The organism is Herbaspirillum sp. NPDC087042 (assembly GCF_044745245.1).
GTDB lineage: Bacteria > Pseudomonadota > Gammaproteobacteria > Burkholderiales > Burkholderiaceae_D > Herbaspirillum.
Window position 1 is genome coordinate 1 of sequence record NZ_JBIUZW010000022.1, and the last position, 26,188, is coordinate 26,188.

At 59.7% G+C, this 26,188-nt stretch carries 25 protein-coding genes, 1 tRNA gene and 2 pseudogenes; 18 read left to right on the plus strand and 10 right to left on the minus strand.

Annotation, left to right across the window (positions count from 1 at the left end; translation table 11 throughout):
* Positions 1–79: 79 nt before the first annotated feature.
* Positions 80–715 (minus strand): annotated as a pseudogene (gene atpB / locus ACIPHN_RS23380) (F0F1 ATP synthase subunit A); the annotation flags it as partial.
* Positions 712–1,056, minus strand: a complete 345-nt coding sequence (locus ACIPHN_RS23385; RefSeq protein WP_198982871.1) for an ATP synthase subunit I — start codon at positions 1,054–1,056, stop codon at positions 712–714. The pseudogene atpB and the gene ACIPHN_RS23385, both read right to left, overlap by 4 nt.
* An 855-nt stretch (positions 1,057–1,911) precedes the next feature.
* Between ACIPHN_RS23385 and rfbG the strand changes: the two genes are divergently transcribed.
* From rfbG to rfbD, 6 genes are read left to right on the plus strand one after another with little or no spacing between them, the layout of a single operon-like run.
* Positions 1,912–2,988, plus strand: a complete 1,077-nt coding sequence (gene rfbG / locus ACIPHN_RS23390) for a CDP-glucose 4,6-dehydratase (RefSeq protein ID WP_400440877.1) — start codon at positions 1,912–1,914, stop codon at positions 2,986–2,988.
* Between the two features lie 33 nt (positions 2,989–3,021).
* Positions 3,022–4,032 carry a UDP-glucose 4-epimerase GalE gene (gene galE, locus ACIPHN_RS23395; RefSeq protein ID WP_400440880.1) on the plus strand — a complete coding sequence of 337 codons (1,011 nt, stop codon included), beginning with the start codon at positions 3,022–3,024 and terminating at the stop codon, positions 4,030–4,032.
* A gap of 14 nt (positions 4,033–4,046) precedes the next feature.
* Positions 4,047–5,126: a dTDP-glucose 4,6-dehydratase gene (rfbB, locus tag ACIPHN_RS23400; RefSeq protein WP_400440883.1), complete on the plus strand. Its 1,080-nt coding sequence runs from the start codon at positions 4,047–4,049 to the stop codon at positions 5,124–5,126.
* A complete protein-coding gene (gene rfbA / locus ACIPHN_RS23405) occupies positions 5,123–6,025 on the plus strand; it encodes a glucose-1-phosphate thymidylyltransferase RfbA (RefSeq protein ID WP_400440885.1) in 903 nt (300 codons plus the stop codon). Before rfbB ends, rfbA begins: the two co-directional genes overlap by 4 nt.
* A gap of 22 nt (positions 6,026–6,047) precedes the next feature.
* A complete protein-coding gene (gene rfbC, locus ACIPHN_RS23410) occupies positions 6,048–6,593 on the plus strand; it encodes a dTDP-4-dehydrorhamnose 3,5-epimerase (protein WP_400440888.1) in 546 nt (181 codons plus the stop codon).
* Positions 6,594–6,621: 28 nt separating this feature from the next.
* Positions 6,622–7,572, plus strand: a complete 951-nt coding sequence (gene rfbD, locus ACIPHN_RS23415; protein ID WP_400440891.1) for a dTDP-4-dehydrorhamnose reductase — start codon at positions 6,622–6,624, stop codon at positions 7,570–7,572.
* Positions 7,573–7,638: 66 nt separating this feature from the next.
* Here rfbD and ACIPHN_RS23420 read toward each other — a convergent pair whose 3' ends face one another.
* From ACIPHN_RS23420 to rfbF, 4 genes are read right to left on the minus strand one after another with little or no spacing between them, the layout of a single operon-like run.
* On the minus strand, positions 7,639–9,414 hold the full coding sequence (locus ACIPHN_RS23420) for a hypothetical protein (RefSeq protein ID WP_400440894.1): 1,776 nt from the start codon (positions 9,412–9,414) through the stop codon (positions 7,639–7,641).
* 11 nt (positions 9,415–9,425) lie between these two features.
* Positions 9,426–10,649, minus strand: a complete 1,224-nt coding sequence (locus tag ACIPHN_RS23425) for a methyltransferase domain-containing protein (protein WP_400440897.1) — start codon at positions 10,647–10,649, stop codon at positions 9,426–9,428.
* The gene (locus ACIPHN_RS23430; protein WP_400440900.1) at positions 10,646–11,203 is read right to left on the minus strand and encodes a dTDP-4-dehydrorhamnose 3,5-epimerase family protein; all 558 of its coding nucleotides are present in this window, start codon (positions 11,201–11,203) and stop codon (positions 10,646–10,648) included. The genes ACIPHN_RS23425 and ACIPHN_RS23430 overlap by 4 nt, the downstream gene beginning before the upstream one ends.
* A gap of 22 nt (positions 11,204–11,225) precedes the next feature.
* On the minus strand, positions 11,226–12,002 hold the full coding sequence (rfbF, locus tag ACIPHN_RS23435) for a glucose-1-phosphate cytidylyltransferase (RefSeq protein WP_400440903.1): 777 nt from the start codon (positions 12,000–12,002) through the stop codon (positions 11,226–11,228).
* Between the two features lie 290 nt (positions 12,003–12,292).
* Here rfbF and ACIPHN_RS23440 point away from each other — a divergent pair, with 290 nt between their 5' ends.
* From ACIPHN_RS23440 to ACIPHN_RS23485, 10 genes are read left to right on the plus strand one after another with little or no spacing between them, the layout of a single operon-like run.
* Positions 12,293–13,921, plus strand: coding sequence for a glycosyltransferase family 4 protein (locus tag ACIPHN_RS23440; protein ID WP_400440906.1), 1,629 nt, complete (start codon positions 12,293–12,295; stop codon positions 13,919–13,921).
* Positions 13,918–15,048, plus strand: a complete 1,131-nt coding sequence (locus ACIPHN_RS23445; protein ID WP_400440909.1) for a DegT/DnrJ/EryC1/StrS family aminotransferase — start codon at positions 13,918–13,920, stop codon at positions 15,046–15,048. Before ACIPHN_RS23440 ends, ACIPHN_RS23445 begins: the two co-directional genes overlap by 4 nt.
* Positions 15,045–15,743, plus strand: a complete 699-nt coding sequence (locus ACIPHN_RS23450; protein ID WP_400440912.1) for a WbqC family protein — start codon at positions 15,045–15,047, stop codon at positions 15,741–15,743. The genes ACIPHN_RS23445 and ACIPHN_RS23450 overlap by 4 nt, the downstream gene beginning before the upstream one ends.
* A 22-nt stretch (positions 15,744–15,765) precedes the next feature.
* A complete protein-coding gene (locus ACIPHN_RS23455) occupies positions 15,766–16,491 on the plus strand; it encodes a class I SAM-dependent methyltransferase (protein ID WP_400440915.1) in 726 nt (241 codons plus the stop codon).
* Positions 16,488–17,351, plus strand: coding sequence for an NAD-dependent epimerase/dehydratase family protein (locus ACIPHN_RS23460; RefSeq protein ID WP_400440918.1), 864 nt, complete (start codon positions 16,488–16,490; stop codon positions 17,349–17,351). Before ACIPHN_RS23455 ends, ACIPHN_RS23460 begins: the two co-directional genes overlap by 4 nt.
* On the plus strand, positions 17,348–18,325 hold the full coding sequence (locus tag ACIPHN_RS23465; RefSeq protein ID WP_400440921.1) for an ATP-grasp domain-containing protein: 978 nt from the start codon (positions 17,348–17,350) through the stop codon (positions 18,323–18,325). Before ACIPHN_RS23460 ends, ACIPHN_RS23465 begins: the two co-directional genes overlap by 4 nt.
* Positions 18,303–18,992 (plus strand): metallophosphoesterase family protein, encoded by a 690-nt coding sequence (locus ACIPHN_RS23470; RefSeq protein ID WP_400440923.1) that lies wholly within the window; start codon positions 18,303–18,305, stop codon positions 18,990–18,992. The genes ACIPHN_RS23465 and ACIPHN_RS23470 overlap by 23 nt, the downstream gene beginning before the upstream one ends.
* A gap of 19 nt (positions 18,993–19,011) precedes the next feature.
* Positions 19,012–19,968: a hypothetical protein gene (locus tag ACIPHN_RS23475; protein ID WP_400440926.1), complete on the plus strand. Its 957-nt coding sequence runs from the start codon at positions 19,012–19,014 to the stop codon at positions 19,966–19,968.
* A 17-nt stretch (positions 19,969–19,985) separates the two neighbouring features.
* Positions 19,986–20,945 carry a hypothetical protein gene (locus tag ACIPHN_RS23480; protein ID WP_400440929.1) on the plus strand — a complete coding sequence of 320 codons (960 nt, stop codon included), beginning with the start codon at positions 19,986–19,988 and terminating at the stop codon, positions 20,943–20,945.
* A gap of 35 nt (positions 20,946–20,980) precedes the next feature.
* A complete protein-coding gene (locus ACIPHN_RS23485; protein WP_400440932.1) occupies positions 20,981–21,736 on the plus strand; it encodes a class I SAM-dependent methyltransferase in 756 nt (251 codons plus the stop codon).
* Between the two features lie 26 nt (positions 21,737–21,762).
* Here ACIPHN_RS23485 and ACIPHN_RS23490 read toward each other — a convergent pair whose 3' ends face one another.
* Together ACIPHN_RS23490 and ACIPHN_RS23495 are read right to left on the minus strand one after the other, a co-directional pair.
* On the minus strand, positions 21,763–23,094 hold the full coding sequence (locus ACIPHN_RS23490) for a glycosyltransferase (RefSeq protein WP_400440935.1): 1,332 nt from the start codon (positions 23,092–23,094) through the stop codon (positions 21,763–21,765).
* A 178-nt stretch (positions 23,095–23,272) separates the two neighbouring features.
* Positions 23,273–23,734, minus strand: coding sequence for a hypothetical protein (locus ACIPHN_RS23495; RefSeq protein ID WP_400440938.1), 462 nt, complete (start codon positions 23,732–23,734; stop codon positions 23,273–23,275).
* A 65-nt stretch (positions 23,735–23,799) separates the two neighbouring features.
* Between ACIPHN_RS23495 and ACIPHN_RS23500 the strand changes: the two genes are divergently transcribed.
* Positions 23,800–24,015: a hypothetical protein gene (locus tag ACIPHN_RS23500; protein WP_400440940.1), complete on the plus strand. Its 216-nt coding sequence runs from the start codon at positions 23,800–23,802 to the stop codon at positions 24,013–24,015.
* Between the two features lie 403 nt (positions 24,016–24,418).
* Here ACIPHN_RS23500 and ACIPHN_RS23505 read toward each other — a convergent pair.
* Positions 24,419–24,565 (minus strand): annotated as a pseudogene (locus ACIPHN_RS23505) (winged helix-turn-helix transcriptional regulator); the annotation flags it as partial.
* A gap of 680 nt (positions 24,566–25,245) precedes the next feature.
* Positions 25,246–25,321: transfer RNA gene (locus ACIPHN_RS23510), tRNA-Arg, on the minus strand.
* Between the two features lie 236 nt (positions 25,322–25,557).
* On the opposite strand from ACIPHN_RS23510, the gene ACIPHN_RS23515 reads away from it, so the two are divergent.
* Complete coding sequence (locus ACIPHN_RS23515; protein ID WP_400440943.1) at positions 25,558–26,124, plus strand: c-type cytochrome; 567 nt, start codon at positions 25,558–25,560, stop codon at positions 26,122–26,124.
* Positions 26,125–26,188: the final 64 nt, after the last annotated feature.

A 26,188-nucleotide genomic window follows, 5' to 3' on the forward strand; every position in this document is an offset into this window, starting at 1 on the left:
AAATAAAATGCCACAACAAACATAAACACATCCCTTTACAAACAATCAATACAATAAGCACTAACAAAATATATCAAAAATACAAGTTTCCGAACAGTCGCATGCCCAGGGACACGGTCTTGGCGGCGAATTCGATGATGTTCAGCAGCAGGTTGAAAGGTGCCAGCCAGATGCCGAAGGGTGCTGCAAACAGTTCGTGGATGAAGCCACCAGCGCCCTTGATCTTGACGCTGTAATACAGCATCAGTGCCAGCACGCCCAGGGCGATGCCCAGGGTGCCGTTCAGGTCGGCGGTGGGAACGATACGGTGGTGGGCTTCGCCCAGGCCGACGAGGCGCATCAGGCCCGAGGCCAGGTCGACCGGCAGGAAGTCCAGCGAGTTCATCAGTGCCACCCAGACGAAGACCGTCAGGGCGACCGGCGCGATGAAGGTGCGATCGCCGTGGACGATGGCCTTGGACTGGTCTTCGACCATTTCAACAACCATCTCGACGAAGGCCTGGAAACGGCCCGGCACGCCCGAGGTTGCCTTGCGGGCAGCCAGGAACATCAAGAAGCAGCCAACCACGCCGCAGAACACGGACCAGAAAACGGTGTCCATGTTCAGGATCGAGAAATCGACGATCTTGGTCTGGTGATGCGTGGAGAGGTGTCCGAGGTGGTGGACGATATATTCGGAGGCTGTCGGCGCGTGCTCAGCGGCTTCTACGGTCATGGTCGGTGTCTAAACAGTAAAATGAAATAACTCTTAAGCACCACGATGAAGCTCAGCATAAATGCGAGCCAATTGACACCGTGGTACAACCAAACGATCGCGCCCATGAGCGCGAAGGTCGTAGCAATCTTGATAAATTCCCCGAAGAAAAACGCCATCGGGTTGGTACCACCGGGCTTACGTGCACTGACGTAAAGTCGCAGGGCAAACAGGGCATTGGGAACCACGCAGCAGATTCCGCCCAGCAAGGCGGACCACAGCGCTGGAAGTCCCCCCAGCATGCCTGCCACCACAGCAGCGACGACCGTGGTGACGAGCTGCAAGAGAATGATGCGCAGCATATCTATCCATTTTCGTGCATGCGCCGCACTCTTTACGAGCAGACGGCAGCTTAAAAGCCCGGCGATTATAAAGGCTGGTTTTCCGGTTAGTCAAACCTTTTGCAGCCAGATCAAGGGCTTATCTCAGGCACTTCGCAGCGAGTTGTGGCAAATAAGCAGCCACTTCCATTTTTTGCAACGCAGCAAACATGTGCGGCTGCCTGCAACTTGCCCGGACCAGGTTGTTACCTTTGCGGCAACACCCCTACCCTCATTCCCCTTCATCTTTTAGATTCTCACACTGAAAATACCCAGGCTTGCCATGCCTCTGGCCGGCAACGCTGACATTTCGGTGACAGCCGCAGTTTACTCAAGAAGGGGGGCCAGAGGCCAGAAAAAAATCCCGCAAATTCAATGATTTACCGCAACTGCAAAAACGCTCGCAATCATGCTGCGCATGCGCTGACAGCGTGTCAGCAAGACCGGGGTTGTCTGATGACCAAGCTCGCTTTTTGACGGCTTATGCTGCAACACAGCGCGGCATGTAAAAAATGAGTCGATCATCCTGTGGCAGCTGCCAAAAGGGGGATTCATGCAGTAAAAATACGGCATCTTCGCGCAGTGTGCGCCAGGCGCTTATTGCCATTCTGTACATCCCGGGGAATGAACAACAAAAACCCTGCTGATCCACGCTTGTGCGGCGGGGCCGGCATGCTCTAATCTGGACGTCGCTGCAGATGCCCTGCGGCATGGTTGCCGGCAGGAATGATGACAAGGATCGTGCAAGGGTGACGCGCGACGCCACATGGCCGCTCCGTTGCACCAACCCCGCCATGCGGCCAGACGACTCCGTGCAATCCGTGTAAGAGGCTGCCGATGGCTCACTTTTGGCGCGACAAGCGCGTTTTCATCACCGGTCACACCGGCTTCAAGGGGAGCTGGCTGACCTTATGGCTGCACATGATGGGCGCCAAGGTCAGCGGTTATTCCCTGCCCGCCCCCACCAATCCCAGCATGTTCCACCTGGCGCGGCTGCACAATTGCGTGCAGACCACCACCGGCGACGTGCGCGATCCCAAGCACCTGGCCGACACCATGGCCGCGGTCCAGCCCGACGTAGTGTTCCACCTGGCCGCCCAGGCGCTGGTGCGCGACTCCTACCAGACCCCGGTCGACACCTATGCCACTAACGTGATGGGCACCGTGCATTTGCTCGAAGCCGTGCGCAACACGCCCAGCGTGCGCTCGGTGGTGGTGGTCACCAGCGACAAGTGCTACGAGAACCGCGAATGGCTGTGGGGTTATCGGGAAGACGACCCCATGGGCGGCCACGACCCCTATAGCAACAGCAAGGGCGCGGCTGAACTGGTGACCTCGGCCTATCGCCGCTCCTTCTTTGCCAGCAATCCCGACAACCAGACCGGCATCGCCAGCGTACGCGCCGGTAACGTGATCGGTGGCGGCGACTTTGCCGCCGACCGCCTGATCCCCGACTTCATCCGCGCGCTGGAAAAGGAAACGCCGCTGCGCATCCGCAACCCGCACTCGGTGCGCCCCTGGCAGTTCGTGCTGGAGCCGCTGTCGGGCTACCTCCAGATCGGCCAATTGCTCTTCGAGCAGGCGGGCAAACATGCCGAGGCGTGGAACTTCGGCCCGGCGGAAAACGATCCGCAATCGGTCGGCCAGCTGTGCAACAACTTCAACCACGCGCTGCAACAGCATGAGGTGAAGCCGGCGCAGGTCGTGCTGGAGCCCCAGGCCAATGCCCCGCACGAGGCCACGCTGCTGCGCCTGGACATTTCCAAGGCACGCCAGCGACTGGGCTGGGCGCCACGTACCGAGCTGCAGACCGCACTGGAACTGACCGCCCAGTGGTATGCCGGCTATCTCAACAATGAAGACCTGCGCGCGCTCTCCGAGAACCAGATTGCCTTTTACCAGAGTCTGACATAATCGCGCTGTCGCAAAATCTGAACCAGGAACCCTATGAATATCCTCGTCACCGGCGGTGCCGGCTACATCGGCTCGCACACCTGCGTGGAATTGCTCAAGGCAGGGCATGAAGTCATCGTCTTCGACAATTTCAGCAACAGCAGCCCGGAGTCGGTGGCGCGCGTGCAGAAGATCGCTGGTCGTCCGCTGTTCCTGGTCAAGGGCGACATCCGCAATCGCGAGCAACTGGAAAGCGTGCTGCGCGAATTCAAATGCGAGGCCGTGATCCACTTCGCCGGACTGAAGGCCGTCGGCGAATCGGTCGAGCAACCGTTGAAGTACTACGACAACAACGTGGTCGGTACCGTGCGCCTGCTCGAAGCGATGGAGGCGACGGGCGTGAAGACCATCGTCTTCAGCTCCTCGGCCACGGTCTATGGCGATCCGCAATACCTGCCGCTGACCGAAGCGCATCCGCTGTCGGCCAGCAATCCCTATGGCCGCAGCAAGATCATGGTGGAAGACATGCTGCGCGACTATTTCCGCGCCCATCCCGACTGGAAGATCGGCCTGCTGCGCTACTTCAACCCGGTGGGCGCGCATGAGAGCGGCCTGATCGGCGAAGACCCGGGCGGCATTCCCAACAACCTCATGCCCTACGTGGCCCAGGTCGCCATCGGCCGTCGCGAGAAGCTCAGCATCTGGGGCGGCGACTATCCCACCCCGGACGGCACCGGCGTGCGCGACTTCATCCACGTGGTGGACCTGGCCACCGGCCACCTGGCTGCCTTGCAGACGCTGGGCGAGCCACAATGCTTCGCGGTCAACCTGGGTACCGGCATCGGCTACAGCGTGCTCGATGTGGTCAAGGCCTACGAACAGGCCTCCGGCAAGCCGGTTCCCTACACCATCGCGGCCCGCCGTCCCGGCGACATCGCCTCGTGCTACGCCGATCCGGCCGAGGCGCGCCGCAAGCTGGGCTGGCAAGCCCGCCTGGGCCTGGAAGCCATGTGCGCCGATTCCTGGCGCTGGCAACAGATGAATCCCAACGGTTTCAACGCCTGAGCGGGGCCTCGACCATGATCTTCGTGACCGGCGGTGCCGGCTTCATCGGCAGCAACTTCATCCTCGACTGGCTGGGCGATGACCGTGCCGAGCCGGTACTGAACATCGACAAGCTGACCTACGCCGGCAACCCCTACAACCTGGCTTCGGTAGCCGAGGATGCGCGCTATGCCTTCGTGCAGGCCGACATCTGCGACGAGATCGCCATGGCGACGCTGCTGTCGCGCTACCGCCCGCGCGCGATCCTGCATTTCGCCGCCGAGAGCCATGTGGACCGCTCCATCCATAGCCCGGACGAATTCATCCGCACCAACGTCAACGGTACTTTCAACCTGCTCAGCAAGGCGCTGCGCTACTGGCAGACGCTGCCGCAGGACGAGCAGGCCGATTTCCGCTTCCTGCATGTCTCCACCGACGAAGTCTATGGCAGCCTGGAACCGGCCGACCCGCCCTTCTCGGAAACCACGCCCTACGCGCCCAACAGCCCCTACTCGGCCTCCAAGGCTGCCTCCGATCATCTGGTGCGGGCCTTCCACCACACCTACGGCCTGCCCACGCTGACCACCAATTGCTCCAACAACTACGGTCCCTATCACTTCCCCGAGAAGCTGATCCCGCTGGTGATTTCCAATGCCCTGGCCGGCAATCCGCTGCCCATCTACGGTGATGGCCAGCAGATCCGTGACTGGCTCTATGTCACCGACCACTGCGCGGCGATCCGCACGGTGCTCGCACGCGGCACACCTGGCCAGACCTACAACATCGGCGGCTGGAACGAGCAGGCCAACCTGCATGTGGTGCATACGCTGTGCGACACCCTGGACGAACTCTCGCCCCGGGCGGAAGGCAGCTATCGCAGCCTGATCACCTTCGTCAAGGATCGCCCCGGGCACGACCGCCGCTATGCCATCGATGCGCGCAAACTGGAAAGCGAACTGGGCTGGAAGCCGGCGGAAACCTTCCAGAGCGGCATCCGCAAGACCGTGCAGTGGTACCTGGCCAATGGCGACTGGGTGGCGCAGGTGCGTTCCGGCGCCTACCTGAACTGGCTGCAAAAGCAATATGGCGACCATCCTCCGGGAGCATTGATATGAGCGACACGACACAGGCAGGCAAGCGCCGCGGCATCATCCTGGCCGGCGGTTCGGGGACGCGGCTGTATCCGGCCACCACCGTGGTATCCAAGCAGCTCATGCCGATCTACGACAAGCCGATGGTCTACTACCCGCTGTCTAGCCTGATGCTGGCGGGCATCCGTGACATCCTGCTGATCTCCACGCCACAGGACACACCGCGCTTTGCCGAATTGCTGGGTGACGGCAGCCAGTGGGGATTGAACATCCGCTATGCCGTGCAACCCTCGCCGGACGGGCTGGCGCAGGCCTTCCTGATCGGTCGTGATTTCATCGGCAACGATCCCTCGGCGCTGATCCTGGGCGACAACATCTTCTACGGTCGCGACCTGGAACCTCCCATGCGCGAAGCCAATGCCCGCACCGACGGCGCCACCATCTTCGCCTATCACGTCCAGGACCCGGAACGCTATGGCGTGGTCGAGTTCGACCGCCAGCGCCGCGTCATCGGCATCGAGGAAAAACCGGCGCAACCCAGATCCAACTTCGCGGTGACGGGCCTGTATTTCTACGACAACCAAGTGATCGACATCGCCCGCTCGATCAAGCCATCGGCGCGCGGTGAACTGGAAATCACCGACGTCAACCGGGCCTATCTGGAGCGTGACCAGTTGCAGGTGGAATTGATGGGACGCGGCATCGCCTGGCTCGATACGGGGACCCACGATTCGCTGCTGGAAGCAGGCCAGTTCATCGCCACCATCGAAAAGCGCCAGGGCCTGAAGGTCGCCTGTCCGGAAGAGATCGCCTATCGCCGTGGCTACATCGATGCCGCCCAGCTGGAGAAGCTGGCGGCACCGCTGAAAAAGAATGCCTATGGCCAATACCTGCTCCAGTTGCTCACCGACATGAGCTATTAAGGCAAGACCAAGTTAACATCCCATGCAAATCAAGACCACTTCATTGTCCGGCGTACTGCTGATCGAACCACGCGTGTTCGGCGACAGTCGCGGCTTCTTCTACGAGAGCTTCAACGAGCGTGCCTTCCTGGAAAAGACCGGGGTCGAGGCTCGCTTCGTCCAGGACAACCACTCCAAATCCGCGCGCGGCGTGCTGCGCGGACTGCATTACCAGATCCAGCATGCCCAGGGGAAACTGGTCCGCGTGACCCGCGGCGCGGTGCTTGACGTAGTACTCGACATCCGCCGTAGCTCGCCGACCTTCGGCCAGTGGTTCAGCTCGGTGCTGAGCGAGGAGAACAAGCTGCAGATGTGGATTCCCCCCGGTTTCGCGCATGGCTTCTCGGTGCTGGAAGACGATACCGAGTTCCTCTACAAGACCACCGACTACTGGATGCCCGAGCACGAGCGCTCCATCCTCTGGAGCGATCCGGCGCTGGCCATCGACTGGCAGCTGCAGGGCGAACCGGTCATGTCGGAGAAGGACAAGCGCGGCACGCCTTTCCAGGTGGCCGAGGTATTCGAATAGTCATGAGCCTGTCCTGATAGGAGCCACCATGAAATCCATGCGCATCCTGCTCACCGGCGCCAGCGGCCAGGTCGGTGGCGAGTTCCTGCGACGCCTGCGCGCCATGCCCAGCGGCATCGAGGTCATCGCGCCCACGCGTGCGCAACTGGATGTGGCGCAACCCCTGGCGCTGCGCGAGGCCGTGCGCGCAGCCAAACCCGACCTGATCATCCATCCGGCGGCCTATACAGCCGTGGTCAAGGCCGAATCCGAACCCGACCTGGCACGACGCATCAATGCCGAGGGACCGGCCGTACTGGCCGAGGAAGCGGCCAGGCTGGGGGCGGCGCTGCTGCACTTCTCGACCGACTATGTGTTCGATGGCCGCCATGAGGGCGCCTACACCGAAGACATGCCCACCCATCCGCTCAACGTCTACGGTGCCACCAAGCGCGAGGGTGAACTGGCCATTGCTGCCAGCGGCGCGGCACACTGGATCCTGCGCACCAGCTGGGTGTACAACCTGGCCGGCAACAACTTCATGAAGACCGCGATCCGGCTGGCGCAGCAAAAGGAAAGCTATACCATCGTCGGCGACCAGTTCGGTGCGCCGACCTGGGCCTCCACCATTGCAGCGGTCTGCTGTCGCATGCTGGCCGGCGCCAACGGTGGCCGCGAGAAAGTGCAGGCCACCAGCGGCCTCTACCACCTCACCGCCGCCGGCGCGACCTCCTGGCATGGCTATGCCTCGCTGATTGCGCGCGAACTGATGGCGCAGGGGGTAGCGGTCAAGCTCAAGGGGCTGGAACACATCACGCCGGTGCCCAGTTCCTCCTATCCGACACCGCCCGAGCGCCCGCTCAATTCACGCCTGGACTGCGGCAAGCTGGAACGCACCTTCGGTCTGGCGCTGCCGCAGTGGGACGACGATGCACTGGCCTGCCTGCGCCAGATCATCCGTCACTACCGGCTCGATCAGGGCCAGCTGCTGCCCGACTGAGGCCCCACGAAAAAGGCGCCGCTATTCCCGCAAGGGAGGGCGGCGCCTTTTTCATGGACGGCAATCCTAGTGACTGGGGATGTACTTGACCTGGTCACCGCGCGTGATCAGGTTCAACTGACCAAAGAAACGCATGTAGCCGGGATCACCATAGCGCGCGCGCAGTTCGCGCAGCAGCAGGTAGCTGCCCAGGCGCTCGGCGCAGAAGGCCCAGGCCCGGGTCTGGTAGCCCTCGCGACGGGTATCGTAGTGCTGCACGCAGTACCAGATCACGGCTTCGATCTGGCCCACCGCACGCAGCCAGAACTCGGCCGGGAACACGCCCATTTCCACGCCCCCCATGAAGAAGACCTTCTCGTTGAAGAACTGCTCGGCTTCGCTCTTGCCGAACACGCCCAGCTCGGTGGCGGCGGCCGCGAAACGCAGCAGGTCCTCGGCGTGATGGGCCAGCGCGTAGTGCGACAGGTAACCGGCGCTCTGGCCACCGGCATTGAAGCCGCAGGTCTTGCCAACCAGGAACTCCTGGTCGCCCGGTTCCATCATCTGCTCCAGGCTTTCGCGCGCGAATTCCTTGTCGGAGACCACGTCCATCATCCAGTTGTCCTCGGCGGGCACACCGCTGATGCGCTCGCGCGAGATGAACTTGCGATACAGGCAGACACCCACCCGCTTGACCTTCGGATAGTCGCGCAGGATCAGCCTGCGCAAGGCGAAGTTGCCCAGCATGCCAGCCACGATGGGATGGTAGGGGACCCACTCGGGCGCCAGGTCGCGCAGGTTGAGCGCGCCATCATGCTGGGACTCACCCAGGTAGATGGGCAGCACATAATCAGGAAACTTGATCGGCAAAGGCACGTGCGTCATGCATCCGAACACCAGCTCGCCGCGTGCGGCCTGGGCGGCGGCATTGTCGGCCTGCAGGGGCGCGGCTGGCATCGCCGGAGCAGCTGGAGTAGCTGCAGCAACTGTTGCCGCCGGCGTCCCGGCCATTGCCTGCAAGGCGGAGCGCAGGCTGTCCAGAGAAATGGCCGCTGCCGACGGCAAGGCTGTCGCCGGCGTCGGGGACTGCGATTGCAATGATTGCTGCAGCCGCCGGACATCGGCCTCGAAACGCTGGCGGTCCGCCGCCGCGCCACTGCCCGCATAGGCGGTACGCAACTGTTCGAGGCTGGCGATATCGGCGGGCGCCAAGGGCCGGGCTGCCGGCATGCGCTCCACCGGGCAATGCCAGACCTGCAATTGCTGGTCCAGCGCCAGCACCAGTGAGGCCAGGCGATCGGCCAGCAAGGCCTTGGCCGGCTCTCCCGCCGCGCCCCCGGTCTCAAGGGCCTGGCGCATGGCATTGCCGAGATCCTCGCTAGCCAGGTGCAGGCGCTCGGCCAGGTCAAACCAGGTCTGCCAGAAGGCGCGCCGGGCGATGACAAAGCCATTGAGGACGTTGTTTTCCCAGCGAGGAACGAAATGGGCGACATCCAGCTCCAGCCCCAGGCTGTGCAGGAAGGCTTGCGCGGTCTGCGCAAATCCCGGCAGCTGTTGCTCGCCCTGCAGCAGCAGGTTGAGCTGGCCGCACGCCTCCAGCGTCACGGGGCAGAAGGTCCAGGCCTGGGCTTGTGGCTGGGACTGGACCAAGGCCGCCACGGCGGCCGCATCCAGTCCGGTCCGGCCGACGAAGTCCGGTGCCAGGAAGCCATAACAGCTTTCATCATCAATAGGCTGCTCCCGGAAGAAGCGGCGCATCGCCGAGAACTCACCCCAGCGGCCAGGCAAGGTGCTGACCAGTTGCTGGAAACCGGGTGCGGCCGAATTCGACGGTCCGCTGATCTGGAACAGGGTCACATTCATCGCCATGCTCCTCACCAGACCTGCAGGTGCGGCACCGCGATGGCGAAGCGCCCACCCCAGTTGCGAATCTCGGCCAGTTGCTGGGCCACCTCATCCTTGATGTTCCAGGGCAGGATCAGCACCACATCGGGCTTCTCATCGAGCAGGCGTTGCGGCGAGACGATGGGGATATGGCTGCCGGGCATGTACTTGTCCTGCTTGGAAGGAGCGGCATCGGCCACCATGGGCAAGAGGTCGGGATGCACGCCGGAGTAGTTCAACAGGGTATTGCCCTTGGCGGCAGCGCCATAGGCCAGCACCTTCTTGCCGGCACGCTTTTGCTCCAGCAGGAAGCCCAGCAATTGCAGCTTGATCTCTTCGGCGCGGGCCTGGAAGCCGGCGTAGCCGTCGATGCTTTCCAGTCCGAAGGCACGTTCGCGCGCCAGCATGGATTCCACGGCCGGCGTGGCGACGATCGCGGCATCCGCGTGGCAGGCATAGATGCGCAGGCTGCCACCATGGGTCGGCAATTCCTCCACGTCATAGATGCGCAAGCCCTGCGCGCGCATCACGCGCTGCACCGCCACCAGCGACAGGTAGGAGAAATGCTCGTGATAGATGGTATCGAACTGCGATTGCGCGATCAGGTTCAGCAGATGCGGGCATTCGACGGTCACCGTTCCCTCCGGCGCCAGCAAGGCGGCCATACCACCGACGAAGTCATTGATATCCGGTACGTGGGCCAGCACGTTGTTGGCGGCAATCAGGTCAGCCGCACCGTGGCTGGCACGCAGGCGCTGTCCCAGGGCCACGCCGAAGAATTCCTCGACGATGGGAATACCCTTGGCGCGCGCCGCATCGGCGGTGCTGGTGGTCGGCTCCACACCGAGACACGGGATGCCCTTGCGCTGCACGTATTGCAGCAGGTAGCCATCATTGGCGGCCAGTTCCACCACCAGCGATTGCGCACCCAGCGCCAGGCGCGCGGCGATCATGTCCACATAGCGCTCGGCGTGCTGCAGCCAGGTCGTGGAGGTCGACGAGAAGTAGGCGTAGTCGGTGGCGAAGAGCTGGTCGTAGTGGGTGTAGTCCTCGGTCTGCACCAGCCAGCATTGGCGGCACACCATCACCTTGAGTGGATAGGTGGTCTCGGGCCGGCGCAGCGCCTCTTCCGTCAGGTAGGCGTTGGAGGGCGGCGAGAAGCCCAGGTCGATGAAGGTGTCATGCAGTTCGGTCTGGCAGTGGCGGCATTTCATAGCGGAATTCCATCGAAATCGGGGGCCAGCAGCGGATGCTGGAGATCGCGTGGCGACAGGTTGCGCGGCGGCAGCGGCCAGGCAATGGCGGCACGCGGATCATCGTGGCGCACGCCGCCCTCGGCGTGCGGCGCATACGCGGCGGTATGCAGGTACAGCAGGGCAGCGTCTTCTTCCAGTACCTGGAAGCCATGGGCGCAGCCCTCGGGAATGAGCAGGGCGCGATCGTCACCGGCGGCCAGTTCGACGCCACGCCATTGCAGGAAAGTGGGCGAGCCCGCGCGCAGGTCCAGCACCACATCGAAGACGCGACCGGCGAGGCAGCGGATGAGCTTCTTCTCGGCATGGGGTGCATGCTGGAAGTGCATGCCCCGCACGCTGCCGAGCTCGGCGGTGACCGAATTGTTGACCTGCACGATGCGGCTACCCTCCAGCACGTCCGCCAGTTCGTCGTCGCAGAACCAGCGCGCGAAACTGCCGCGGGCATCGCCCCGGCGCACGCTGGAGACCAGCACCGCACCGGCAATGCCGGTGGGCTCAATGCGCAGGTTCATGGCAGCATCCCGGCCGGGCTCATCAGTCCCAGGTCTTCCATCGTGCCTGTCCCTGGTCCCACATCTGGTTCAACTGGATCTTGTCGCGCAGCGTGTCCATGCACTTCCAGAAACCATGGTGCGGCCAGTTCAAGAGCTTGCCGTCGCCGGCGATCTGCTCCAGCGGGGCGCGTTCGAAGATGGTGGCCTCGCCTTCCTTGAGGTAGTCGAACACGCCCTGGCGGCACACCATGAAGCCACCGTTGATCCAGCCCAGGTCGCCCGGCGGCTTTTCGCGGAAATCGCGGATCAGGCCGGCCTCGTCGGTCTGCACCATGCCAAAGCGCGCCTCCGGCTGCACCGTGGTCATGGTCACCAGGGCCTGCTGGGCGCGGTGATGCTGTACCAGCGCGGTGACGTCGACATCGGAGACGCCATCGCCATAGGTCAGCATGAAATCATCGTCCTTGAGATAGTCGCGCGCCGCCAGCAGGCGGCCACCGGTCTGGGTATGCAGGCCGGTCTCGACCAGCGTGACCTTCCAGGGCTCGGACTTGTTGCGGTGCACCTCGACCTTGTTGTCGGCCAGGTCGATGGTGACATCGCCCTGGTGCAGGAAGTAGTTGGCGAAGAATTCCTTGATCAGGTAACCCTTGTAGCCCAGCAGGATCACGAACTCATTGAAGCCGTGCTGCGAATAGCCCTTCATGATGTGCCACAGGATGGGCTTGCCACCGATTTCGACCATGGGTTTCGGACGTACATCGGTTTCTTCCCCGAGCCGCGTACCCAGGCCGCCTGCAAGAATGACGACTTTCAATTTCTGCCCCTAACACTGAATGGTGAGCGGCCTTGCCTACCTGGCGCGGCCACGCGGAAAGCGTTTCCATCAGCTAATGGATGCCCTCCGGCGAAGAAGATATGTTACCGGCTTTGCCAGCAGGATATCCGCCGGTCTGCACGGTTTATCGGTTCCAATTTGTCTTTTTGCGGCCTCGGCGGAATCGGCCCGATCCGACGATTTGTCGCCATCTTTACCGCCAATTCGTCCAATCCACGGCCAAAACGCACTGCTATACTGCCTCGCAAACCCGGCCACCCGAGTAGCACATGAAACAAGATCTGTTCGCCCGCCTCAACTTCCCTTATTACATCCATGGCCCGGCCTACGCCGCGAATACGGACGAGGCACATGCGCTGCACCATCTGTGCCACGCGCTCAATCTGGCGGGCGAAGAAGCCTATGTTACCGAAGAAGGCAATGGCGCGCTGTTCACACCGCGCTTGACGCAGGATCGCATCGAAGCCCACCTGCGCGCCGGACGCCCTCCCATCGTCGTCTATCCCGGCAGCATCACTGACAATCCGCTGGGCGCGAACCACATCGTGCGCTATTTGCTAGCGCCGACCAGCGTGCAAACTTCAGCAGAGATGCAAGTGGCGTGGCGCACCGGGCTGGCTGGCGCCAGCATACCGCTACTGGCAACACCGTTGGCCAACGACGCCTATGCGCAAGGCAAAGCGGCGTTCGTTGATCAATTGCAAACCTTTATCAATGCCAGTCAGCGCCGCTTTAATCCAGCGGCGGAGGGGGGCACTCTACCCCCGCCGGCTCCCCCGTTGATGCCGGGACTCAAAACCACTCCGGTGGCGCAACCCATGTCCAGCACCGCGGCGGCGGCCCCGGTCAAGCGCAGGAAACGCATAGTCGTCTATTCGGTGGAATCGACCTGGAGCCCTTGCCCGCAGATCCGCCTGATCCGTCCGTTCACCCACTTGCAGGACGACTGGGAGCTGGTCTGGGGCATCAACAACGGCAAGTTACAAACCGATGCACTGGATCATGCTGACCTAATCGTGCTGCATCGCTTCACGCCGGGGTTGATGTCACTACAGACGCTGCAAGCCATCTTCACCTTGAACGTGCCGGTCGTCTACGAGTCGGATGACCTGCTCAACGACATTCCGTACGACCACCCGGAAGCACAGCAAGGCGCAAGCTGGAAAGAAGGCATTGAATACGCCGTGAAACATGCCAAAGCGGTAGTAGTCTCGACCGAATTCCTGGCGGGCAAGTATCGCGGCCTCAATCCAGCGGTGCATGTGCTGCCCAACTATATCGATTTCGATATGTTCTACCGCCCGGTGCCGCAGGAGAGCGGCCATGGGAAGATCAATATCGGCCTGCTCGGCTCATCGATCCAGCCATCCAACTTCGCGCTGGTCGACGAAGCGCTGCGCGCGCTGGTGGGGCGTTATGGGGAACGCCTGCACATCGATTTTGTTGGCTGGGAATGCCCCAAGGGCTGGATCGACCATCCCTTGGCGACCTTCCGTCCATTTGTTCACCAGTATGTGGACTATGCGGCGCAACTGCGCCAATGGAACTGGGATATTGCCCTGATCCCGCTGGCCGCGGATGAGTACAACCAGTGCAAGAGCTATATCAAGTGGCTGGATTATTCGGCTGCCGGTATTGCCTCGGTGTTCAGCGATGTTTCGGTATATAACGAAGTGGTAAAACACCGCCACACCGGTCTGTTGCTGGGCAATTCCGGGGTCGAATGGCTGGATGCCATTACCGCACTGATCGAACAGCCCGAGCAACGCCGCGCACTGGCTGAAGCCGCGCAGAAAGAAGTTCAGGAAAGCTTCGACCTGCATTCGAAGGCATTCCTGTACGACCAGACCTATGGCCGACTCGCGTCGGCGGCGCAATCCGGAGCAGCACATCCATGACCAAGGACAATAAAAAACCCGTCTATGTCACGCGCCCCTTCTTGCCGCCACTCGAAGAATTCAACCATTATCTTGAAAAGATCTGGCACAACCAGATCCTGACCAACGGCGGCCCGTTCCATGAGGAGCTGGAACAACGGCTGGCGCAATACCTCGGCGTCGAACACGTCTCTCTGTTTTCCAATGGCACGCTGGCGCTGATTACCGCGCTACAGGCACTGGAAATTGCCGGCGAAGTTATCACCACGCCATATTCCTTCGTGGCAACCACCCATGCGTTGCATTGGAACCGGCTCACCCCGGTTTTCGTTGACATCGAGCCCGACCATCTCACATTGGACCCGGCCAAGATCGAAGCGGCCATCACCGAACACACAAAGGCCATCCTTCCCGTTCATTGCTACGGCTATCCCTGCAAAGTGGAGGCAATTCAGAAGATCGCCGACAAACACGGATTAAAGGTGATCTACGATGCAGCCCACGCCTTCGGCGTGCGCTACCGCTCTCAAGGGCTGCTGGCGCATGGCGACTTGGCGGTGCTGAGCTTCCATGCAACCAAGGTTTTCAATACCTTCGAGGGCGGCGCCATCATTTCCCGGGATGCGGCGACCAAACTCAAAATCGATCAGCTCAAGAACTTCGGCTCGATCGACGAAACCACCATTGCCTTACCCGGCATCAATGCGAAGATGAGCGAGGTCAACGCCGCCATGGGATTGCTGCAAATGCAATACCTCGACAGCATCTTCGCCGAACGCCAGCGGGTCGACCAGCGTTATCGCGAGCTGCTGAGGGACGTGGCCCATGTGAGCTGCCTGCTGCCGCCGGAACAAACGCAGTGGAACCACGCCTACTTCCCCATCCTCATCAACCCCGGCTTCCCGATCGACCGAGATGAGCTTTATCAGCGCATGCGCGCCAGCGAAGTCTATGCACGGCGCTACTTCTATCCGTTAATTTCCGAATTCCCAGCCTACAGCCACCTGCCATCCGCGCCGGGCGACAACCTACCGGTGGCCACCGAGATGACACGTCGTATCCTCGCTCTGCCTATCTATCCGTCCCTGACCGAGGAGGACCAAGACCGCGTGGTGGACATCATTAGAAGCGCATCGAGGCGACCATGAAAATCGCGGTGATGCAGCCTTATTTTCTGCCGTACTTCGGTTATTTCCAGTTGATCGAAGCCGCGGATCTATTTGTCATCTACGACAACATCGAATACACGAAAAAGGGCTGGATCAACCGCAACCGCTTCCTGCGCAACAGCGCCGATGCGATGTTCTCGCTACCGCTGACGCAGGCGTCCGACTATCTCGACGTTCGAGAGCGGCGCATCGCCCCGGATTTCAACAAGGCCAAGTTCCTCAACCAGTTCCGCGAGGCTTACCGCAAGGCGCCTTTTTTCGACCAGGGCTCGGCCCTGCTCGAGGAAATCATGGCCAGCGACGAAAGCAACCTGTTCGGCTTCATCCACCACTCTGTCAAAGCGGTGTGCGCCTGCCTGGGCATCGCTACACCCATTGTCGTATCGTCCACGCTGGAGATCGCACCCGGCTTGAAGGGGCAGGACAAGGTCATCGCCTATTGCCGCGCGGCCGACGCCGACGCCTATATCAATCCTATGGGCGGCATCGATCTGTACGACAAAACCACCTTTGCCGCGCACGGGCTCAAGCTGGAATTCCTCCGGCCGCACCCTTTGCAATACCAACAATTCGGTGGGAACTTCGTCCCTTCGCTGTCCATCATTGATGCCCTCATGTTCAACGGCGCCGAGAGCATCAAGCAGCACCTGAATCGGGAATATGATCTTATCTGACTACAGAGACGAGTAAGACATCATGACAAATCTTCTGGACAACTACGTTGCGGCCTATGAAAGGAAAAGCCCTTTCGATTTCGACAACGAGATTCTGCTCAATTGGTATCCCCAGCGCATTGTTTCCCTAGCCGGTAACCGAGGCACGATCCTTGAGCTGGGGCTGGGCCACGGTTTCAGCACTAACCTGTTTTCACAAAACTTCGAACGCCATGTGGTCCTGGAGGGATCGAGCGCAGTCATCGACAATTTCCGCAAACTCTATCCCGCATGCAAGGCAGAGCTAGTGGAAACCTATTTCGAGACTTTCGACACCGAAGAACGCTTCGACCTGATCGTCATGGGCTTCATCCTCGAGCACGTAGACGACCCGGTCGACATCATGAAGCGCTTCGGAAAATTCCTGAAACCTGGCGGCCAGATGTTCATCGCCGTCCCCAACGCCGAAGTGCTCAACCGCCGCTTCGGGCAAGCAATGGGTATGCTGCCGGACATCGCCAAACTGTCCGACTACGATCTCCTGCTCGGGCACAAACGCTACTACACTGTCGATTCGCTGCGCAACGATGTGGCCGCCGCTGGCTATGCGGTGGAAAACATGGAAGGGATCTTCCTCAAGCCGCTCACCAGCCAGCAATTGCAATCGCTGCATCTGGAGAAAGGCGTGCTGGATGCTATGTGCCAGATCGGTATCGACTATCCCGAACTGAGCTGCGGCATCCTGTCGCAGATCCGGGCTTGCACATGAAAATGCTCATCGTCGGCGCCACCTCCTCGGTCGCCCACACCCTGATTCCCCTGCTGGAAAGCATGGGTGAAGTGACGACCGCAGGCCGCAGCGGTGCCGATGTCCACCTGGATCTCGAACAGCGCGCCGAATCGATCGCCATTCCCGCCGGCACCGATGTCGTCATCAATACCGCTGCGCATTTCGGCGGCAACACCCAGGCCGATATCCTGGCAGCCGCCTCGACCAACGCCATCGGTACGCTACGGCTATGCCAGGCTGCCATTGAAGCGGGCGTTGGCCATATCGTGCAAATTTCCAGCATGTTTGCCGATCTGCAGGCGGACTCTCCGTTTTTCGGCCCCTACTCCCTATCCAAGCGACATGCCGACGAATTGGCCGAACTTAGTTGTGCCACAGGCAACTTGGCGCTGACCGTCTTGCGACCGGCACGCCTGTATGGCAAGGGGGAAGGATTTCGCCGTCATCAGCCCTTCCTCTACCGATTGCTCGAGCAAGCCCAGCGGGGTGAAGAAATTTCCATTTACGGCAGCAACGACGCGCGCCGCTGGTTCCTGCATATCAACGACATCGCGCAAATCATTGCGCTGGTCGTCCGGCATCGCATCGCTGGAAGGTATGATTGCCTTCCAGCGACTCCGGTCTCGTGTTCGGAAATCGCTGCGCTGGCGTTTGATGCCTTCGGCCAACCAAGGCGCATACGTTTCCTCCCAGACAAGCCAAATATTGCGGACGATGTGATCCCAGCGGGCCGTTCTGCTCCGGGTTCGGATCTGTACGAGAAACTGCAATTCCAGCCCGGCATCTCGATGCAGGCAGGAATCCTTGACATCGCCTCGTCCTGGACATTGCCGATATGAAGAAGATCCTCGTGTCTGGCGCCAGCGGCATTGTCGGTTATGGCGTACTCAAGAGCTTGCGCAGCAGCGGCCGGAAACTGACCCTGATCGGCACTGCCATGTACGACGATTCGGTCGCGCCCGGTTTCTGCGACGTTTTCGAACAGGCGCCGCCGACCGCTGCGCCCGACTACCTGACCTGGCTCAAGGACACCATCGCCAGGCACGAGATTGATCTCATCATTCCCGGTATCGAAATCGATATGTACACATGGGAGCAGCACGCCGCCGAAATTGAAGGCGCCGGGTGCCGCATCCTGCTCAACCGCACCAGTCTGGTTCAATTGTGCCGCGACAAGTGGAAATTCTATGAAGTGCTGCGTGCGCAGGCCCCGCAGTACACCATCGACAGCTCCCTGGAGAACGATTTCGACCGCCTTGTTGGAACCTTCGGCAGCCCCTTCCTGCTCAAGCCGCGCCGCGGCTTCGGCTCGAAAGGCATCGTACGTGTTGCCGATGCTGCGTCTTTCGCTGCCTGGCGCAACGATATGGGTGGCATACTGATGGCCCAACCCATCGTCGGCGACGACGAGCAGGAATACACTACCTCCGCATTCTGCGATGGCGAGGGTGGCTATCGCGCTTACATGACCTTGCGGCGCAAGTTGTCCAAGGATGGCTTCACCGACAAAGCCGAAGTAGCGGAGCCGCCCGGCATCGAGGAGGCGTTGCGGATCTTGTGTGCAATCTTCAAGCCGCTGGGACCGACGAATTTTCAGTTCCGCCTTCATGCCGGCCAGCTCAAATTGCTTGAAATCAATCCGCGGATCTCTTCCTCCACCTCGATCCGCACCGCGTTCGGTTACAACGAATCGGACATGGCGGTGGCCTGGCTCTTAGAAGGGCAAGCTCCTGTTCAGCCCACCATCCGCCGGGGCAAGGCGGTGAGATACACAGAGGATTTTATTTTCTATGAAGATCGGACTAATCTCTGATATCCACGGCAACTACGAAGCGTTGACCGAAGTGCTCAAGGCGCTGGATGCCATGGGAGCACAGGAGATTTATTGCCTGGGCGATATCGTCGGCTACTATACGCAGATCAATGAATGCTGCGAAGAACTGAGAAGACGCAATATCCCCGCCATCATGGGTAACCACGACTGGTACATGGCCAGCGGCGGCTTCTGCCCCCGCTCGCGTAGCGTCAACGATTGCCTGGTCTACCAGCGCAAGGTGTTCCGCACGGAAAACATGGAATGGCTGAGAACTCTTCCGGTTCAGTTGCGGGTGCAGAACATGCATCTTGTACATGGCGGCTGGGCCGATCCCATCGACGAATATCTGAAACCCAGCCAAGAATATTTCGCCCGCATTGAAGGCAGCATCTTCGTGTCGGGCCACACTCACATCCAGACCTTGCAGCACTTCGGCGAAAAGACCTATTGCAATCCAGGCTCCGTGGGCCAGCCGCGCGATGGCGACCCGCGTGCCGCCTTTGCGGTATGGGAGGATGGCGAGATCACGCTGCACCGCGTCCATTACGATTTCGAGAAGGTATTCGCGCTCATGGATGCTGCAGGGTTTAACGACTACTATTACGGCGGCCTGAAGACCGGCGCACGCAATTTGCGGCGCCTTGCAGACACCCCGGACCAATGATGAAATGACGGAAGCACCCATGTTCAAATGGAAAAAGCTAGGCCCGCTGTTCAACCCGCTCCTGCAAGGCGGCAACGGCTGGATGCATGAATATGCGCAGGCGCCTTCAGTGGTCGCTTTCGACGATCGCCTGCGGGTATTTTTTTCCTCCCGGCCAAAACCGGAAAACGGGCAATATGTCAGCCGCATGGCCTACATCGACCTGGACAAGAGCGACCTCTTCCACATCCTGCACATCGCCCCCGAACCGGTCCTGCCGCTGGGCGGACGTGGTGAATTCGACGAATTCGGCACCTATCCCGTATCGTCGATTCGTCATGGCAACGAGATCCGCGCTTACTATGCCGGCTGGACCCGTTGCGAATCGGTGCCATTCAATGCGGCCATCGGACTGGCCATCAGCACCGACGGCGGCGACAGTTTCCGGCGCTACGGTGGCGGCGGACCGGTGCTGTCTTATTCGCCAGACGAACCGTTCGTGCTGGGTAGTCCCAAAATTCGACGCTTTGGCGATATCTGGTATCTCTGGTACTCGGCGGGTACAAAATGGGTCAAGACCGCCGGCCGCCCCGAGCCGGTCTACAAGATTCGTATGGCGACATCGGCCGACGGCATCCATTGGAACAAGATCGGGCGCCCGCTATTGGAGAGCCTGCTGGAAGAAGACGAATGCCAGGCCGGGGCGGACGTATTTTTCCATGGCGGCCGATACCACATGTTCTTCTCCTACCGCTACGCGCTCGATTTCCGGGCGCAGGGCAAGGGCTACCGCATCGGCCATGCCCATTCGCAAGACCTGCTCAACTGGACGCGCGATGATGCGGCGGCTGGGCTGATCGCATCTGACTCCGGATGGGATGCCGAATCGGTCAGCTATCCCCATGTCTTCGATCTCGACGGTCGGCTCCATATGCTCTACCAAGGCAATGAGATCGGCCGCTTCGGTTTCGGGCTGGCGCAACTGGAACAAAATTGACGACACAAGGCTGCCAAATGAAGTGGAAAAAACTCGGCAAGATCTTCGACCCGACACAGCACCGGCTGCCCAACAATGCGCGCGAGTTCGCACAATCGCCGCAGATCCTGCAATTCGACGATTTCGTCCGGGTTTACTTCTCTACCCGCGAGCTGGATGCGACACAGAAATACCTTAGCCATATCAGCTACGTCGACTTCGAGGACGACCTCAAGACCATTCGCAAGGTATGCGCGGATCAGGTCATTGCGCTGGGTGAATTGGGCGCCTTCGATGAGCACGGGATTTTCCCGATGAATGTACTGCGCGACGGCGACCGCATACTTGCCTACACCACCGGCTGGAACCGAAAGGTCTCGGTGTCGGCCGATGCCTCCATCGGTCTGGCGATCAGCCGCGACGGCGGGGAAACCTTCCAGAAATACGGCGCCGGGCCGGTGCTGACCTCATCGCTGCATGAGCCTTTTCTGGTGGCGGACGCCTTCGTGCTCCGTTACGGCGAGGCCTACCATATGTGGTACATCTACGGCATTCGCTGGATCCAACCGGGCCCGGATACGCCTCCAGATCGCGTCTACAAGATCGGTCATGCCATATCCTCTGACGGCATCGCATGGACCAGGGACAACCGCCAGATCGTCGCCGACAAACTCAACGCCGATGAATGCCAGGCATTGCCGACGGTAGCCTTTTTCAACGGCCGTCATCACATGTTTTTCTGCTATCGGGAAGCCGTCGGATTTCGCACGGACCACAGCAAGGCGTACCGTATCGGCTATGCCTATTCTGACGACCTCATCACCTGGATTCGCGACGACGCGCAAGTCGGCATCGACGTTTCCGAAGATGGCTGGGATTCTCAGATGCAAACGTATCCCTACATCTTCCAACGCCATGGAAAAGTGTATTTGATGTATAACGGCAATGACTTTGGAAAGACGGGATTCGGTCTTGCCGTACTCGATCCGGACGACTGAATCCGCTCCCGTCACCCCTTACCGAAACGATTGATATGACCGACCTCAGAGACTTCAACAAAGAACTGGACGACCAGACGAATGCGGTGCATGAAAAGTATGCGTACAGCTTCGATTTCGACGTCATGCACCCGTTCATGCTGCGCTCCTTCGCACCATTCTTCAAAGAAGGCAGTCTGCTCGAGCTCGGCAGCTACAAAGGCAATTTCACAAGACATTTCCTGCCTCACTTCGATGATGTCACCTGCATCGAGGCTTCCGGCGAGGCGATCGATGAGGCCCGCGCGACGCTGGGCGGGAAAGTCCACTTCATTCACGACATGTTCGAAACGGTTTCCCTCGATAGGAAATACGACAATATCGTCCTCACCCATGTACTAGAGCACCTGGATGACCCTGTCGCCGTCCTGCGCAGGATCAACGACGAGTGGCTCTCCGACGATGGGCGCTTCTTCCTTGCTTGCCCCAACGCGAATGCACCCTCACGACAGATCGCCGTCAAGATGGGACTGATCTCGCACAATGCCGCAGTGACACCAGCGGAAGCCGAGCACGGGCATCGCTGCACCTACACGCTCGATACACTGGAACGCGATGCCACTGCAGCCGGGCTCAACGTGGCACATCGCTCGGGAATCTTCTTCAAGGCACTGGCCAACTTCCAGTGGGATCGCCTGCTCGGCACCGACATCATTTCTCGCGAATATCTAGAAGGATGCTATAAGCTGGGCCAGGTCTACCCCGACCTCTGCTCCAGCATCTTCCTGATGTGCACGAAGGGGAAACGGTAATTCTCGCCCCCTCGCACAGTCGGAAATCACTGCAGCAAACCTAACCGCTGCCAAGCGTAGCGTATAGTCGCCCAGCCTTTTTCAGAACCCGCGTTGCAGACATCGGCATAGACGACCTGGGCCTGCTCACCATGAATACGGAAGAAGCTGAGAGGCTCGACCAGATAAACCGCGTTGCCGTGGGTCAGAAGATTGAGCCAGATCGACACATCGAAGATGCCGTCGATCTTCCGACGATCGATCGAACCGAAATCCGGGAAGACGTCAACCAGTTCTGACTTCCGGAACATCGTTGTGCTCGGCTCGCCGACAAAATTGAGCCGCGTTGAAATCAAACCTACTCCCAACGACAATCCATCGATGATGCAATCCTGGGTCACCGGTGCCTGGGTGGCCGAAATATCCGCCAGGTAAGTGCCGTTGGCATCAATACGCTGGCGCTTGGAGGTGGCCAGCGTGATATCCGGGTTCTGGATGAAACAATTAAGCAAGCGCTCCACGCAATGCGGTGCCAGCAAATCGTCGTCATTGAGGAACTTGATGAAATCCGCTTTCGCCTCGCGTACGCATAGCCGGTGGTTTTCCCGCCCCGTCTCCAATCCGCGCAATGGGTTGCGCATATAGCGCACCCGCGCATCCTTGCTGGCAAACTCCTGCGAGATGTCTTCGATGTGGTTCGCCTCGGAATCGTCACAGATCAAGATGTCCAGGTTGCGGTAGGTCTGGTTGACAGCGCTTTCCAGCGCCGCCCTGAAAAAGCGCGGTTTGTAGGCTGGAATCACGATGCTTACCAGCGGATTCTCGTCAACTCCAACCTGACGCTGGGGTTTCTCGAACTCAATGATCAGAGTCGATGAAGCGCGGTACTCGCGATTGCTGAGCATCGGATCCGAACTTTCTCCGAACTTGTAGCGCCCCTTCACGTTCAATCCGACCAGTTTGCCGATGCGCATAAGTTCTTCTTCGTCATAGACCCATTGGTGCCCCCACCAGCGCAAGGCGATGTTCATGCGCTCGCAGCGGTTGGCAGTCCAATCCATGTCGAAATTGATCCAGTCCGGATGCACGTAGTCATCTTTATAGTGATCGACGATCTCGGTCAAGTCCGGCGTCGCGATCCGCACCACGCCTCCCGGTTTCAATACGCGCCGGCATTCCATGAGCAGGCGGATACCTTGGGCCTGGGTGATGTGCTCGATAAAGTGTTCGCTATAGATGCCTGTCACACTGCTTTGATCCCAGGGCAGCGGCTTGGTCAGGTCAAGGTGCATATCCGCGCCGGGTGTGTCCAGGTCGATATTGACAAACCCTGGAAATTTTTTCGTTCCACAACCCAAATGCAAGTAAATTGGATTCATATTCTTTTACCGTCCCTCTTTCCCACAATTAGCTTATTTTGCAATTAAAAACTCTATATGAGCCCAGCCTAGTTCGTCGCAACGGCGAAACAGCTTCCGGCCATTTCATAACCACAATCAATAGCCCGATTTCTTGATCTCAGCCTGCATCTGCGCCCGCTAAATGATGCGCTCGAATTCATCGGCCCAGTCGCTGGCCAGATGATTGAGCAACAATCTCTTGCCCGCGCGTAACGCTGCGCCGCATATCGCCACTGGTCAACATCATACGCAGGTTGGAAGACAGAATTTCAAGATTGCCCATCGGATGCATCATGACATTCTGTGCATGGCGCAAGCCGATGTGCCGATAAGTTTCCAGGTAGGACAAGCAGACCGGAAGATCCAGCTCAAAGGACTTCCAGAGCGTGAGCGACTGCGGTTCGCTGTAGCTGGCCAACACGTAGGCATCGACCGATGCCAGGTAGCGCAGCGCCTCCTCATTGGGCTGCTTGCCCAAGAAACGGTAGCGATCCGGCATCGCTTCGGCCAACTGGCGCGCACCGTCCGAGAACTGCAGGTATTTACCGATGAAGACGCATTCGATGACGTTGCGCAGGTCGGCGTCCACGGCATTGACCGCCAGGATGGTGTATTCCATGCGCTTGCGCGACTCGATCGTGCCAATGCAGACAATGCGCTGGTATCCAGTCTGGCTTGGGCCACATGCGCGCCGGCCGTCAGAGTATTGGCCACCACCACATCGGCGCTGCCGATGTTCTTGACCATAGGAATGCCCAGCGCTTCGAACTTCTTCTTGATCTCACCTTCGCCCTCGATGCGCGGCATGACGTACACCTCGTGATTCCGTACCAGCCGCTCGGCCAGCCGCAGCATCGCGGCGCTGGCGCCGGTGGTGTAAAACTCGTCATTCAACAATAGAATTTTCATTCACTGCTTCCATGGATGCTCCGGCCCGGCCGGAATCCGTTCTCGTTGCCTGCTACCATGGCCACCGATCCATCAAAATGATGCCAATTTGCAATCTGTGCGCGGCGCCCGATACATCAGGCCCATTCCGTACAGACTGTCATCATAAGTGCCGCCCGGCCACGCAAAAGACCAAGCACACGCGGAAATGACCTTCACCTTTGCATTTGGACAAGGGCGAGGCCAATGGCCGTCTGCATGCTAGATTTTCTGCTTTCGTTTCGCTCCCTACACGCTCTTACATGAACATTGTCATCCTCGTCACCGGCATGGGAAAACGCATGCAATCGGCACTGCCCAAGGTGCTGCATCCGTTAGCTGGCAAATCCCTGCTGGGCCACGTGGCGCGCAATCACCCCGCTTCGGTCAGACGCTTGACCTGGCGCAAGCAAGTCGGCGGCAAGGCATGCACCGACTCCGACAACTGGTGGTTGGTCTGGCTGGCATCTGTTTACAGCACATTCAGGATGCGGCGATCCAGGTCGTCGGGTTCAAGTTTCATCAGATATTCAGCATTGAGCTCTGCAAGCTTAGAAACCCGATAAGAAATATAATTTTACGGTCCATCCTGTTCGAAGGCGGAAAGCGCCTCGGATACCGCGGCTACGATTCCTGTGGCGTTGCGCTGTACGTCAACGGCAAGCTATAGCACCGCGCGTATGGCCGAATTGCAGAAGGATATCGATCAAATCGGCCTGGCCGACTTCACCGGCATCATCGCCTGCTGCACCTCATGACTTAGCTAGCGCTGCAATATGCAGTGACCGCAATTCTGGAATTCGTCAAATCCGCCCGCTGAATCATCGACTCTTCATCGCGCTTGAGAACAAGCGAGCCAATCCTTTGGGTAAAGGTCCCCCCCCACAAGACAAACGAAATATGGAAACAGCCCACTCGATGGACCGTTTTTCATTTGTGACTATAGAAACAAGTCCGATGCCCCAATTGATATTGCGCAAGGCATATTAATTGAAATAACAGCATAATCTTTCCCAACGGAATGCGTTGCAATTTAGTTAATTGCGTTGACTTGCTTTGTCTGTGAACAGGATTAAGTTATGCGGTCGCAGCACCTCGGCAGAGGTGGAAGCATATTTTTGCCAGAGTAGTTTGGAAGCATAGGGCTGCCAAACGGCAAACTTATGGTTCCCTTCTCACAAGCGAGGGGCGGTGAAAGGAAGGTGGCGCGGCTGGCGGGGATCGAACCCACGACCCTTGGCTTCGGAGGCCAATACTCTATCCACTGAGCTACAGCCGCGCTGAATCGGGGCGAACCCCGGAAAGGCCTGAAGGATACCGCCTTTCCGACAGGACGTCCATGGCGCTGGCGGTTTTTCCGTGTCAAACGGAAAGCATTGTGACTATAATCAAGAGTTCGGCGAGAGAGCGCAATGAAAGCCCTGCCTGATCCTAGTTCCACGCAATGCCCAGGCGATACAAAGGGAAGCGACGTTTTCCGCCCCAATTTCGAGGAACCATTACGGAGGGACGCCAATGAGCTCTGCTCAGCATGAACACGAGTCTGCCATCAAGACTCCCAAGCAATTGATCGCAGCAGTAGTCGCAGGTTTTCTGGTCCCTATCATCTGTATCGTGCTGCTGGTCCAGTATGTGACCAACGGCCAAAAAACCGGGGCTGGCTCCGACAGCCAGGCACCCGAGGCCATCGCGGCCCGCATCAAGCCGGTCTCCGACGATGGTTTCACCTTCCGTGATGCCAATGGCCCCAAGCAACTGCTCTCGGGCGAAGAAGTCTTCAAGACCACCTGCTCGGCCTGCCATAGCGCCGGTGTCGCAGGTGCCCCCAAGGTCGGCGACGCCGCCGCCTGGCAAGCCCGTATCGCCGAAGGCTACGACACCCTGGTCTCGCATGCCATCAACGGCCTGCGCGCCATGCCGGCCAAGGGAGGCAATCCTGACCTGGACGACGTGGAAATCCAGCGCACCGTGGTCTACATGGCCAACCAGTCTGGCGCCAAGTTCAAGGAACCTGAAGTGAAGGCCCCGACCGCTGCCGCCGATGGCGCCGCCGCTCCAGCCGCCGACGCCGCCGCCAAGTAAGCTGCCGGCACAGCCGCTTCCGACATGAAAAAGCCCCGAATGTGATTCGGGGCTTTTTCTTTTT

Coding starts and splice junctions, on each gene's coding strand:
- ACIPHN_RS23470 (WP_400440923.1), top strand. CDS start 18,303: ATGAAGATCGGACTAATCTCTGATATCCACGGCAACTACGAAGCGTTG.
- ACIPHN_RS23440 (WP_400440906.1), top strand. CDS start 12,293: ATGAAACAAGATCTGTTCGCCCGCCTCAACTTCCCTTATTACATCCAT.
- ACIPHN_RS23465 (WP_400440921.1), top strand. CDS start 17,348: ATGAAGAAGATCCTCGTGTCTGGCGCCAGCGGCATTGTCGGTTATGGC.
- ACIPHN_RS23500 (WP_400440940.1), top strand. CDS start 23,800: ATGCGCGCCGGCCGTCAGAGTATTGGCCACCACCACATCGGCGCTGCC.
- ACIPHN_RS23490 (WP_400440935.1), bottom strand. CDS start 23,094: ATGAATCCAATTTACTTGCATTTGGGTTGTGGAACGAAAAAATTTCCA.
- ACIPHN_RS23515 (WP_400440943.1), top strand. CDS start 25,558: ATGAGCTCTGCTCAGCATGAACACGAGTCTGCCATCAAGACTCCCAAG.
- rfbG (WP_400440877.1), top strand. CDS start 1,912: ATGGCTCACTTTTGGCGCGACAAGCGCGTTTTCATCACCGGTCACACC.
- galE (WP_400440880.1), top strand. CDS start 3,022: ATGAATATCCTCGTCACCGGCGGTGCCGGCTACATCGGCTCGCACACC.
- rfbB (WP_400440883.1), top strand. CDS start 4,047: ATGATCTTCGTGACCGGCGGTGCCGGCTTCATCGGCAGCAACTTCATC.
- rfbC (WP_400440888.1), top strand. CDS start 6,048: ATGCAAATCAAGACCACTTCATTGTCCGGCGTACTGCTGATCGAACCA.
- ACIPHN_RS23450 (WP_400440912.1), top strand. CDS start 15,045: ATGAAAATCGCGGTGATGCAGCCTTATTTTCTGCCGTACTTCGGTTAT.
- ACIPHN_RS23425 (WP_400440897.1), bottom strand. CDS start 10,649: ATGAAATGCCGCCACTGCCAGACCGAACTGCATGACACCTTCATCGAC.
- ACIPHN_RS23460 (WP_400440918.1), top strand. CDS start 16,488: ATGAAAATGCTCATCGTCGGCGCCACCTCCTCGGTCGCCCACACCCTG.
- ACIPHN_RS23430 (WP_400440900.1), bottom strand. CDS start 11,203: ATGAACCTGCGCATTGAGCCCACCGGCATTGCCGGTGCGGTGCTGGTC.
- rfbD (WP_400440891.1), top strand. CDS start 6,622: ATGAAATCCATGCGCATCCTGCTCACCGGCGCCAGCGGCCAGGTCGGT.
- ACIPHN_RS23420 (WP_400440894.1), bottom strand. CDS start 9,414: ATGAATGTGACCCTGTTCCAGATCAGCGGACCGTCGAATTCGGCCGCA.
- ACIPHN_RS23385 (WP_198982871.1), bottom strand. CDS start 1,056: ATGCTGCGCATCATTCTCTTGCAGCTCGTCACCACGGTCGTCGCTGCT.
- ACIPHN_RS23480 (WP_400440929.1), top strand. CDS start 19,986: ATGAAGTGGAAAAAACTCGGCAAGATCTTCGACCCGACACAGCACCGG.
- ACIPHN_RS23455 (WP_400440915.1), top strand. CDS start 15,766: ATGACAAATCTTCTGGACAACTACGTTGCGGCCTATGAAAGGAAAAGC.
- ACIPHN_RS23475 (WP_400440926.1), top strand. CDS start 19,012: ATGTTCAAATGGAAAAAGCTAGGCCCGCTGTTCAACCCGCTCCTGCAA.
- ACIPHN_RS23485 (WP_400440932.1), top strand. CDS start 20,981: ATGACCGACCTCAGAGACTTCAACAAAGAACTGGACGACCAGACGAAT.
- ACIPHN_RS23495 (WP_400440938.1), bottom strand. CDS start 23,734: ATGGAATACACCATCCTGGCGGTCAATGCCGTGGACGCCGACCTGCGC.
- ACIPHN_RS23445 (WP_400440909.1), top strand. CDS start 13,918: ATGACCAAGGACAATAAAAAACCCGTCTATGTCACGCGCCCCTTCTTG.
- rfbA (WP_400440885.1), top strand. CDS start 5,123: ATGAGCGACACGACACAGGCAGGCAAGCGCCGCGGCATCATCCTGGCC.